The sequence below is a fragment of the Caballeronia udeis genome (assembly GCF_044909315.1).
In the GTDB taxonomy this organism is placed as follows: Bacteria; Pseudomonadota; Gammaproteobacteria; order Burkholderiales; family Burkholderiaceae; genus Caballeronia; species Caballeronia udeis_A.
In genome coordinates this window covers 144,020-155,892 of record NZ_JBIYEB010000023.1, presented here as the reverse complement: position 1 = coordinate 155,892, position 11,873 = coordinate 144,020, and the positions used below count along the sequence as shown (strand labels likewise).

8 protein-coding genes are annotated in these 11,873 nt (G+C 55.7%); 2 read left to right on the top strand and 6 right to left on the bottom strand.

All coding sequences use genetic code 11. The features are described from left to right. Positions 1–377 precede the first annotated feature (377 nt). The gene (locus tag ABH944_RS30905) at positions 378–1,253 is read left to right on the top strand and encodes a tyrosine-type recombinase/integrase (RefSeq protein ID WP_404610947.1); all 876 of its coding nucleotides are present in this window, start codon (positions 378–380) and stop codon (positions 1,251–1,253) included. A 16-nt stretch (positions 1,254–1,269) separates the two neighbouring features. Then, complete coding sequence (locus tag ABH944_RS30900) at positions 1,270–2,439, top strand: IS91 family transposase (protein WP_404610948.1); 1,170 nt, start codon at positions 1,270–1,272, stop codon at positions 2,437–2,439. Between the two features lie 518 nt (positions 2,440–2,957). Here the strand turns inward: ABH944_RS30900 and ABH944_RS30895 are convergent. The 6 genes from ABH944_RS30895 to ABH944_RS30870 all read right to left on the bottom strand — a co-directional run bounded on the left by ABH944_RS30895 (position 2,958) and on the right by ABH944_RS30870 (position 11,167). Beyond that, positions 2,958–5,060 (bottom strand): hypothetical protein, encoded by a 2,103-nt coding sequence (locus ABH944_RS30895; protein ID WP_404610949.1) that lies wholly within the window; start codon positions 5,058–5,060, stop codon positions 2,958–2,960. Positions 5,061–5,146: 86 nt separating this feature from the next. Next, the gene (locus tag ABH944_RS30890; RefSeq protein ID WP_404610950.1) at positions 5,147–5,560 is read right to left on the bottom strand and encodes a hypothetical protein; all 414 of its coding nucleotides are present in this window, start codon (positions 5,558–5,560) and stop codon (positions 5,147–5,149) included. Positions 5,561–6,350: 790 nt separating this feature from the next. Further along, a complete protein-coding gene (locus ABH944_RS30885) occupies positions 6,351–7,280 on the bottom strand; it encodes a hypothetical protein (protein WP_404610951.1) in 930 nt (309 codons plus the stop codon). Then, positions 7,273–9,153, bottom strand: a complete 1,881-nt coding sequence (locus ABH944_RS30880; protein WP_404610952.1) for an ORC-CDC6 family AAA ATPase — start codon at positions 9,151–9,153, stop codon at positions 7,273–7,275. Before ABH944_RS30880 ends, ABH944_RS30885 begins: the two co-directional genes overlap by 8 nt. Before the next feature lie 11 nt (positions 9,154–9,164). After that, complete coding sequence (locus ABH944_RS30875; RefSeq protein WP_404610953.1) at positions 9,165–10,352, bottom strand: metallophosphoesterase family protein; 1,188 nt, start codon at positions 10,350–10,352, stop codon at positions 9,165–9,167. Then, complete coding sequence (locus ABH944_RS30870) at positions 10,349–11,167, bottom strand: DNA adenine methylase (protein WP_404610954.1); 819 nt, start codon at positions 11,165–11,167, stop codon at positions 10,349–10,351. Before ABH944_RS30870 ends, ABH944_RS30875 begins: the two co-directional genes overlap by 4 nt. Between the last annotated feature and the right edge of the window lie 706 nt (positions 11,168–11,873).

Genomic DNA, 11,873 nt, shown 5'->3' with positions numbered 1-11,873 from the left:
ACGGTCATTAGCCACGCCGCATTTCGACGATATGCCGTTCTAGGGCAGCCCCGTCCTTCATGCTTCTTCCGTAGTGTGGAGAAAACACCGCTTACGTTATTCTAACCGACGGTTCCTCTGGCCAGCTTCTCGGGCTTGCGGAAAGCTTCCCCTATGGCCGATCACAGGCCGGTCGCCATGATTCAGCGAGCGGCGGTTGCACCTTAAAAGAAGCCGTCGGCCGGTGGCCCGCCGATGGGCTAGGACGGGCCGAAGAACGAAACCGCTCGCGCGGTAGGGGCTCCGGCCAGCGCGTGCGGTTCTTGGGAGGTCCGCCGCACGGTTCCGTATGTTGGCGAATGAGGCAATCCGCCTCGTTCTCCAGCAGGAGCCCAATCATGACCTCCTTACAGGCAAACGCCAGTCCACTGCGCCAACGCATGATCGACGACATGCGCATGCGCCAGCTTTCGCCGAAGACGCAGGACACCTATCTGCGCATCGTGCGCGAATTTGCCCGATTTCTCGGACGCTCACCTGACACGGCCACCGTCGAGGACCTGCGGCGCTACCAGTTACACCTGGTCGATCACGGCACATCGCCCGTGTCACTGAACCACGCGATTACCGGCCTGAAGTTCTTCTTCCAAGTCACGCTCGATCGGCCCGAGCTGATGGTCAGGATGCAGCCGGTGCGCGTTCCACGCATATTGCCCGTCGTGCTTAGTCCCGATGAAGTGCGCCGCCTCATCGAGGCGGCCGGCAACCTGAAGCACCAGACCGCGCTGTCGGTCGCCTACGGCGCAGGACTGCGCGCGAGCGAAGTGGTGGCCCTGAAGGTCACCGACATCGACAGCCAGCGTATGACGATGCGCATTGAGCAGGGCAAGGGCCGCCGCGACCGCTACGCCATGCTCTCGCCGGTGCTGCTCGAGCGCCTACGCGTCTGGTGGCACGTGGCGCGCGCCCAGGGCAAGATGCTCGATGGCGGGTGGGTCTTTCCCGGGCTCGATCCCGTCGACCCGCTCAGCACGCGACAGCTGAACCGCGCCATCCATGCCGCCGCCGAGGCCGCACACATCGACAAGCGCGTATCCATGCATACCTTGAGGCACAGTTTTGCGACACACCTGCTCGAGCAGAAGGTGGACATCCGCGTGATCCAGGTGCTGCTCGGGCACGTAAAGCTTGAGAACACCGCGCTCTACGTCCAGGTGGCCACCGACCTGCTGCACGAGGTCACCAGTCCGCTGGACCGCTTGCCGCCCGAGTAAGCTCGCTGTAGCGCTCATGCTGGAGGTTGCGGACGTCTTCCGCAGCCACGGGCCAGCGTGGCGAGCAACGGCACACCTGAGCCTGGGGCAGCTGAAGGTCATGTCGGCCATCGAACAGTGCCGCACCGCGGCGCTGGGCGGGCATGTGCTGCGCTGTTCAGGGTGCGAGCACATCGAGGTGGCTTACAACTCCTGTCGCAACCGCCACTGCATGAAGTGCCAGGCCAGTGCCGCACACCGCTGGCTCGAAGCGCGCCAGGCCGATCTGCTGCCCGTGGAGTACTACCACGTAGTGTTCACACTACCCGCGCCGATCAGCGCGATCGCCTGGTACAACAAGACGGTGATCTACGGGCTGCTGTTCGACATCGCCGCCGAAACACTGCGTACCATCGCGGCCGATCCGAAGCACCTGGGCGCACAGATTGGCGCCACGCTTGTGCTGCACACCTGGGGCTCGGCGCTCACGCATCATCCGCACGTGCACGGTATCGTTCCCGGTGGCGGCCTGTCGCCCGATGCTCAGAGGTGGATCGCCTGCCGGCCCGGCTTCTTTCTGCCGGTGCGCGTGCTCTCCCGCCTGTTCCGAAGGCGCTTCCTCGAAGCACTCGCAGACGCACACCGACGCGGCCAGCTGCAGTTCTTTGGCGAGTATGTGGGGCTCGCGGATCCAGCCGCCTTTGCTCTGTGGCTTGCGCCGCTACGTGCCTGCGAGTGGGTCGTGTACGCCAAGCGCCCGTTTGCAGGACCGGCAGCCGTGCTCGAGTACCTCTCACGCTATACGCACCGCGTAGCGATCTCCAATCAACGCCTAGTCGCATTCGATGAGCGCGGCGTGACCTTCCGCTGGAAGGACTACCGTGCGAAGGGACGCACCCGTTACAAGACCATGACGCTGGAGGCCGGCGAGTTCATGCGCCGCGTCCTGCTGCATGTGCTGCCCGGCGGCTTCCATCGCATCCGTCATTACGGGCTGCTTGCCAACCCGGTTCGCCGCGCCAACCTCGCGAAGGTGCGTGAGTTGCTGGACGTCGTGCCCGAGGTCCCCATCCGGCCCAACCAAACCGAGGTTGCTGTCGCTCCGGTCTTTGTCTGCCGGCACTGCGGTGCGCCAATGATCGTCATTGAGATACTGGAACGCACTGCGCCCATTCGCGCACCACCCATGCGCCGAGGTGAGACATGAGCGCAACGCTCCCTGCACGTACAACCCGACCGTCGGCACTGCGGCAACGCGGCCCACGAGCGGACGTTTGCGCCTGTCGCTTCGCGCAGTCCCTCGCAGGTCCGCTTCGCCATCACAACTGCGTCACTGCACCGCTTCATCACTGCGTAAGCGCCCATCCAGCATCCCGCCTGACCACGCATCCATCAACATTGCCAGGCATCCCGGCCTATCAATCGCCATAGCCTCAAAGACTCCGAGCGCATCGGGGCACGCCGCGGTTTCCTCCATCGAGGCTCGTTCGACGCCTGCCGGCACGCGCGGTGGCGCACTCACATTCCTGCGGACGATGGCAGGCATCGAACAACCCTAAACGGATAAGGCCGATCGCGTCGGGCGCCGGCCCAACTACGGACGTTGGCCCACGAGTTCACACGGACATTCGTCTGCTCCGCCACGACAACTGACCTTTGTGCGTGGATCGTCTTAGTTGGGGTGCGCTCAAGATTCGGATGAAAACGTACGATACCGTTTCGATGCTAAAGACCCCCGCTTTTTGATTCGAGTACTCGATTAATTTCGCTAACAATGGGCATCGCTGTTTCAAGCGCTTCCGTCGTAGGCCATGCTTGATGTGCACGCTCAATCAAATTGTCGACACCTATCGCCTTCAGATCCTGTCCTTCCGCTAGCTTGCGAACCATCTTATCGGCACTTAGCAGATCAAAATGCTGCACCATGACACTAAATAGCATTTGGCCCATCCCCTCTCTTCCATAAGTTCGTTCCGAACACGTCTTGTAGTTTGCCTCCACTAGTCTGCGTGCTGCACTAATTTTCCGTGAGGCATCTTGCCATCGTTGCTGAACGATGCTGAGTCTCACATCGACCTGCAATCCAGTGACGTACATACTCAATTTCAAACACGTATCGTCAGGCATTTCCGGCCCTACGTAGAAGACACGTAGCTGCTCGACAGCCCTATCCATCGTTGCCTGAGCCGGGCCGGCCTTCGCTCGAGAAAGATTCAAATAGTACGCGTTTTGAGACCAGGCCTTACCAGAATGCGCCAAGTCACCCCTAGCAAAGGCAAGTTCGCCCGCGCTGTCAGAATCTCGAACAGCCAGCTCCACATCTCCTTTCAGGCTTTCAACGATTGCACGATTCAGAAGAGCCTCCTCAAGCGAGCTCGTCTGCTTTATTGGAAACGGAAATCCCGACATCTTTTCTCGAGTCGTGATCTCATCGTTCAAGGCGGCTAGCGCGTTGGTTTGATCTCCGATAGACAAATAATAACTTCCTCGTCTGCCGTCCTGCATCGCGCGAAACTGCAAATCTCCTACTGTATCCGCGATGAACACCCGTGAGCAGGTCTTGAGCTTTGCGTCGATCGCTGAGACCCGGGGACTCCGCATAACGTAAGCGACCGACGCCGCACCACCGAGCGCATTACAATTGTCTGGATCGACACCCTCCAGCTCAGAACTTGCTACCTTTTCCACCCATAAAGTCATCACTTTTTGAATGTCTGGGACAATCACTCTCTCAGACAGATTTTCAAGGTTGGTCGTTTTGAAGTATAAGTCTGCAAACGCTATCATTGCGCCAGGACGTAGCGCCTCGGCCGGCGGCTGAAGCAACCCGAATGCCACCCTGTAGTCCTCCATCGCGCGCGGCACATCGTACGTCTCCCAAACCTCGGTAAACCCTCGCTGCACATAGAGAGATCCAAGGATAGAGTCTCTCGTTGCGTCGTCGATACCTAATGCGGGAATCGTTGACGTGTTCGACCACGTTCGAATCTGCTCTGAGAGCCGATCTGCACGAAGGTGCCCTGTGCTGTCGCGCATGAGTGGATCCCAATCGGTGCCGACGTATTTAGCGAGAACGGAAGCACCAACAGCATTCTTCTCCACGCGTGCTCCGACATCGAGGCATCTTTGCTCTGCGGCCGGCCAGTAGCGCTTCGCGCTATCCTGCCACCAAGACCTAGCGGCGCTCGAAAAGATACACGTTAGAAAAAGCGAGTAGTATTGATCTTTCTTCAAGGCTACGTCATTCACGGCATTCAGGTCCCGATCAAGAGCGTCCATTTCCGCTTTTGCAATTTGCTCGTTTCGATCGTTTGCCGCGAGTGCGGCGCGAACAAAACGGATCATTACGATACTGATCGCGTCCGTTCCGCTCGTACATTCATCTACGATCACGTTGCCAGATCGAGTTTCCTCTCCTGCGTCCAGGAAGCGATAGGTGCTCAGATGCAGCAAGGCGATTGAAGACCGATAGCGGCAGTTTTTCGGCTCAAGCGTGCTCGCCAATTGCGCTTTCTCCGAAGCACCGAGCAGGTCACCCGCGAGCAAGCGCAGATGACTCTCTGTGTAATAAAGCTGTGCCAGTACTTTGACGTTCTTCCCGTATTCCGCTTCGGTTACGACGAGCGTTGAGAGAGCGGCTGCAGTGTTGCCGGCCGCGATCTGCTTTGAGAGCATTCTCAATTTCTCGTCCCTACTATTGGCGAATTGGCGAACGACTTCGACAACTACAACTGTGCCATACATATTGACGGTAGAATTTGAGAGAGTCATGTTGACCGTGGTGTTCGAGAGGCCCATGTGTACGGGGCTATGAGACCCTTGCGTCATGATGCTTCCAATGTCAACGGTGCTATCGGCCGACGCCAACCTGCACAAGCACAACAGTCCAGCGAAGATTGCCGTCCGCCAATTGTTCACTTCGTGTCTCCCACGCCGGTCACAGACCCTTTTTGCGTGGAAGAGTCACCGAAGGTCAAATTGATTGGTGCGTTATCGCCGTAGGTATCAATCCTGTTAATCTCTGTGTTCTGTCTGCGGTTGTCGTTGTTGACAATCACGTCGGCCTGTTTTGTCGCAGTGGGACCGGCGGCGGCTCGCGCTGCTCTAATAATCGTCTCACTGGCCTGTCGACTCGAAGCCGTGCTATCTGCAGCCACTTGACTGGTAGTATGGCCGAAGACAATGTCCCTGGCGGACACGAGCGCAGCAGGCATTCCCACCACTACGCCGACGATGGAGGCAATGCCGCCGAGAAACGTCACCGCACCTATAACCTTTGACCAGAGGGGCCAGCGCTGAGCGGCTGCCGCAATTCCTTGCTTTTTCATAGGTTAGTTCGAATATGTGTGAGTGCGCGCAAAAACCAAGACCTTGTCGAATTAGAACAGGCGGCCTGGTTGGCTTACTGTTGATGCTCTGCAGCTAGCATGCCAAATTAATGAAGATCAGTCGGATCCCTGCTTCGACAGGAGCGTTCAGCTTGTGTAACGCTGTACATTGGCCTTGGTCTCATCAAGGTACTGCCAAAAATATGAACTATCGCAAGTCACAGCCAATATCAGCGATGGCGTCGCTTATTCCTTGCCGGTCGACAAAGAACACAGTGCTTGGTCCTTATGTCCTTTGCTCTGCAAAGCGCGAGCAAAGTAGTTCAGTGGGCTCGCCTCGTGGTGCTGCCGACACCGGTGCAGTCCCTTTTTCTTGACAGAATCCGCCTTCTTCTTCACGGCTTGCTGTTCATCGTCGGCCTACTTCATCACGGCCGCAATCTCGTACAGTGCGCTGAACTCCCCCCTCAGCGTTTCACTTTCCCAACGAGTATTCCATCCTTAACACCGCGAGTCCTATCTCAAGGATTGGTCCGTCCCCAAATGCTGATCGACCCCCGTCGGGTCAGCACCAAAATTTCGATGGGCGAAACCGATTTCGAAGCCTCAATGCTTTGTTACGTCAGCACTTGTTTCAGCGACGCACTGTCCTTCTATATGGCGAACCCGTCGCCCCGACACGGACGCGCTACTCAACTGACGCTCTTGCTATGTCACTTCTCGCGCTCGCCCAAACAACGTATCACTTAAATGCGTCGGAAGGCGGTCTCTCAATACGCTAGCTAGTCAATCACGGCATCCAACGCAAACCAACGACACACCCGCTGGGAATGGCATCTCTTACATTGAGGGACGCGCCAGAACTCACGCGCCAGACCGAGATAAGTGGATGCATTCGCTGCACGAGTAAGCACGCCAGCACGAAAATCTTCGGTCCGCCTGGAAGCAATACTACGTTATACTCAATACTTAGTCCACGAACGACCGAATCAAGCATCGCGATCGTCCTGCGCGGATCATCGACTTCGTATCTCAGACTATCATGCGGAGCAATTTCCACTAGCAGCGAATGGTTCGCCTTCTGCACCTCCGGGGCGAAACCAGCAACCGGTGATTCCGGAAAAAACGAGATGACTCTGGTTGCCTGCAGAAACTCCGCAGCACCGACTACTTTTCCCGCCTCATAGCCTAGACCGGCAACGAGCGCGAGCGGTCGACTCGGATCAACAAATCGGCCAGCGAAAGTGCGGTTTATGGGCCCGGCAATTTCGTTCCGCCCCGCTACGGGATGCGGTGCCTCGAATTTTGCGACGCTGTACCAGAAGTCGATCGTTAAGCTGCGTTCTCTACTGAGCTTTTGCGTTGCCGAAACAAGCTCCGCCAACCTGTAGCGATCGAAACAAGAAATATCTATTGCTATGCGTCGCGACATAGCATCGTTCACTGGCGCTAGAAGGCGGCCCAAAACCGAAGGGAATTCGTTCTTACGCACACTTTCGACTATTTCGATGCCGTGGGCGCGAAACCATGCGCAATTAGGCTCGTAGGAAAGACATTGATTGTGATCAAAGCCAATCGCTACAGCTCGTTCAAAACGACCATGAAGCTCGTTCGCGATAAACGTAGCACGGGTTTCGAATCCTCCTGCGCAGATGAGTAGGTCATATCTCTCCGCCTCAAGCTCGGCTGCCGACAGATTACTCGGAGTTTCGTCATTCATTGAACAGGCTCACTTGTTTGAGATCAGGATGTAAGCGTATGTTCCTTCGAATCCCATGCTTCCGTAATCCTAGGCGTTGAGCGCCAGGCCGCAGCAACGTAGACAATTTTCTATCTTTCCCCGTGCGCAGTGGAAGAAACATCAGGGGTGAGATTAAGTAAGTCAGTCTAAGGCGCTGACCTTCAAGATTACGAGAGAACGCGAACTGCCGATCAACGTCCCCCACAGGGATGAATGCGCCGGCGTAGAGTCCATCAAATATCGCCTGCTTGGTGTCCTCAGAGATCCCTTTATCTACCTGAAAAGATAGAACAGGATCGAGAACGAAATCGCCTGCAAGCACTTCCGTACGGAAGGCATCGACTAATCGATCGACGAGTGTTTTTAGACCGCCCTCCCCTCCATCCGTAACGCTGGGTGCTGCGCTTGGAATCGTGGCGACATAGGACATAAATTTTCGCGCAGCGGACAAAAATACTTCGTATTGTTGTTCCACTGATAATTCCCGACCAGAAGCGCTCCCTTGCCTATGAATAAGCAAACTTCTCGCGATACCCGTGAACCACCTTGGATTGCCTTCAGTAACAAGACAAAGTACCTCCCAACCGGAGTAGAGCCTCGAGGGGCGGCTCTTATCATTTCGAATATTCGACCGCCCGGATACGCTCGTTGCTGGATCCGCCTTAAGCATAAAGTCACGAAAGCCAACGACCGGACCGATTTTGCGCACTACAGAATTCTTCAATGCTGGGCTGGCGAGTTCTAATCTGTTCGGATCTAGGTCGTATTGCTTAAGAAAAGATACGTAAGACGGATCCTTCAAAGCAAGCCTGGTCGAAGCTTCCTGCCATCGCCCGCCCTTCCCATAAGGTTTCGAACTGTCGGGTTCATGAAATGCCGAGTGCCGAAGCACCGCGGTTGGAGGGAGGTGTTCTGCAGTCGTTCCCCGGGAAAGATGTTCCCATAGGCTTTGACAAAACGCAGCGGACTCCTTGGGGTCTGTGTACAGCGATATCTCTTCGAAATCGTTGCCGGACGATGGCCCAAGAACATCATTCAAGACGCTTGACGCCTCGGTCGATGGGCTAAGTGCAAGCTTGAACAAGAGCCGTTGATCCGTGGACCGCAGACTCCGGAAAAGCAATTTTTGCACTTCCGGAGGCGCGATCTCGAGTTCATCGAACATTAGACACCAACGGCCTTCGAACCGTCCGATTGCAGAGTCGAAAGCATTCACAGCGCGCAAAACAGCTTGAATACATTGCGTTTGACAGTTGTCTAATAGCTCGTCAAGTCCGAACGGCAATTCGGCACTCTCGTAAAGATCGGCCGCTCTATCGACCAAAGCTTGTCGCAAACCCTGCAGAGAGTGAATTCGAGGCTTCAGCTTCCAGCTTTGCGCTATTGTTCGGCAAATTTCCGACTCCACATTTGAATCAAGGTTGACTTTCGCGAAACCCCTATCTTGACTAGGCCGATCGTGTGTGAGCTGCAAAAAACAGTCTATGAGTGATCTTTCAACGTGCGTTGAAAAAACGGCCAACCGGAACCGCTCTTGGACGTCGCCGGCGAGATCTGCTGCCGCAAATTCTATCTGTTGTCGCCAAGCCTCATCCGCGGGCACGAAGATCCCCCAGTAAGGAATCTTCTCTCGAATAGCTTCTGCTTCTGCGTGATCCCAAGCATTGAGTGCTTTGGGCTGCAGCATCTTTAGCATGTGCGTCTTGCCGCTGCCACGCGCACCGACGAGAAGCGAGTTCTGAACGGCTAGGAGTCCATTGAACTTCTTACTCGGGACGAACGACTTAGCGACTTGTTCGGCGTCTAAATGCCTTGCATTAAAACTAGAAAAGAATCCGATGGCTGGGTCCATGTCGATTCCTTTTAACGTCCAACTTGCGAAGGTTGACCATCCTTCGCATAATTTATTTGAATACCGAGGCTCTCCAAATCTCGCACCAACTGGGATAACGAGTCTGGTAGCAACAGGTCTACGGATGGCACACTAGAACGGACTTGTGTCCACGGGGCGAAGCTCTGACCGACCAGTGCGTCTATTTGAGAGGCCAAGGCCTTGGTTTGCCCTTGATAGCCAAAGCCGCATGCTGCTGGTAAGCCGGCAGGTCCGGTGGACGATGTCCATTTCGCAGAGTCCGTCCACGACCACGTCCGGACTGCACCGACTATCGATGTGTGATCAGACGCAGCCGATTGGTGTATGTCGACCATATGAAACTGGTTGGCCACCCCGGGAATGCGTGCGCCCAGACTTCCGGCACCAAAAATAAATGGGACGCGATTGGACGGAGAGGCACCATGTATCAGCCTAGGAACGTGGCGGTGCCCGTGGATGACCAACCAAGAGCTGTCAGTCGCCTTCGTGAGTTTGTCTAACAAAACTGGCCCGTTGGCAATGTATTCGATGTCCGCTCGGCCTTGCCAGCCCGATTGTGGCGCAGGATGGTGATGACACAGAAGAATGTGAGCGGATGCTGTCCGTTTGCCTCTTAGCTCAGCACACAAAGCGTCGATAGTTCTACGGCTAACGCGACCATGGTCAATTTCTTCTGGTTTACCACCGTGGAAGGCGCTCGAGTTCAGCGAAACAATGACCACTCCATTTGAGAGCGTTGCCATCGCATAATTGCGAGCCCAATATCGATCGTTTAACGGTTCGTCTTCGAACGGAAAGGGTGGGTTCAATGACAGAAGAAATCCCTTAGGATCTGGGTCGCTCTCTTTTGATAGGTACCGCGAATCCAAATCGTGATTTCCGCATGTTGAGATTGTCTGACTTGCTCGCAGAGCATGACTCAAGACATGGATTTTCTCCCATGCCCGCTGGAGCCCTGGTAGATCCGCTTGATTACATATGTCTCCAGCGCAAACAAGCACGTCGGCCGTTAGCCCTCGTTCAGTCACCGCGTCAATCAAGTCGATCAACGGATTTGCCACGTTGTTATTAGAGCCAGTTAAATCCATGACCGAGTCTTTGGATTTTTCAGGCGACGCAAACGCGTGCAAGTCGCTAATAACGGCTAGGCGAACCAATGGTGCTTCGAGATCGATCATTTAGAGGGGTAACTCGTCATTATCATTTCTCGTGCGTGCACGCGCGAGGCCGTCTTGCTCGCCACCGTCCTGGCTGCTGTTACCGAATGCACGCACCATCCCTTTAGGGCGTCGATGAGGCGCTCGTCATATTGATACGAGACCATAACTTGAACGCCTCGTGCCGCGAGCTTCTCTGCCACCACGACAAATTGTTCAAAAGCTTCATCGTCAAATTTCGCCCCGTATCCATATTCGCCGCGGTAGCGACCTGCTTGACGATATGGCGGATCCATATATACCCAGTCGCCTGCGGTGCTTTCGGCGATCGTTGTTTGGAAATCTCCGGCAATAAGCGTGGCACCGCCCAGCATTGCTGCAGCACGGCTTAGCTCCTCACGAGTTGGGAGCGCATAGACGCGGCTGCCCATCGGCACGTTGAACTTTCCAGACCTGTTCGTGCGGTACACGCCGTTGAAGCACGCCTTCATTAGGAAAATCAGACGCGCAGCACGATATGTTAGATCCAACGTCGCTGGGTCGATGGCGCGCAGCGTATAAAAAGCATCTCCGGTCATCGGAATCGTATCTAGAACATCGGCCACAGCGTGAAAATCACGCGTGATGGCTCGATAGACGTCAATGACCATTGGATTTACGTCACCAAGTATCGCCCTCGCTGGTCCCATCGAAAAAAACAGGCATGCCGAGCCTGCGAAGGGCTCGACATAACGATTGAACGTTCGCGGAGAAAGTCGCCGTAGATCTGGTACCAGTTTCGCTTTACTACCCGACCAGCGCAATATCGTTGGGCGCTTCAGGCTGATGTCGTTCACCGGGAGTTCTTCAATTTGTTGGAATGGTGGAAGGCGACCGCGTCAGACTGAAGTCGACTGATTGCTGGCCAACTTGACGGCAAAATCTCGCTCGTTCGGATGGTAGCATTTACTTGTTTCGTCCAGTTTGTAGATTTCACGGAGGCGACGACAGCTTCGACACGTCACCTTCAGCGAGCCACAAATCATTTTTAGCTGATGCCGGGAACCGGCACGCCCCGTCAAGATCGCGGACCGCGAGCGGATTTGCGCACCTGCGAGGCACTTTTGCGTTTGTTGGAAACCTGTTTCGTTACCCGTGCCTCGCGCCTCGTTTGAGCGCTTGCCAGCAACGCGGCCAGTTGCTCGCGTGTGCGCGCCAATTCGGCGGCGTCGCTCGCATGTGAGGCCTCAACTGAAGCCAGATTGCCGGCCAGAGCGCCCACTTGCTGCCGTAGATCGCCCTGTTGAAGGGGTGCCTTCTAGATTCGGAATTTTACGTACGCCAGCATACGGGAAAGCCTTGCTGCATAAGCCTTGGCGCACATCATGCCTCGCAACGATCGGCCTCCTTGCTTTGAAGACGAATGGCTGATTGATTTTATTGACTGCGCATTGCGGCTATCGTGCAATATTTTCCGAATCCTGAAGGCATCCCGTCTATCGCGACGCTGGTCTAGGTGACCCCGAAAGAGCGTCTTTCCAGGAACGACTGGAAATCAACAAG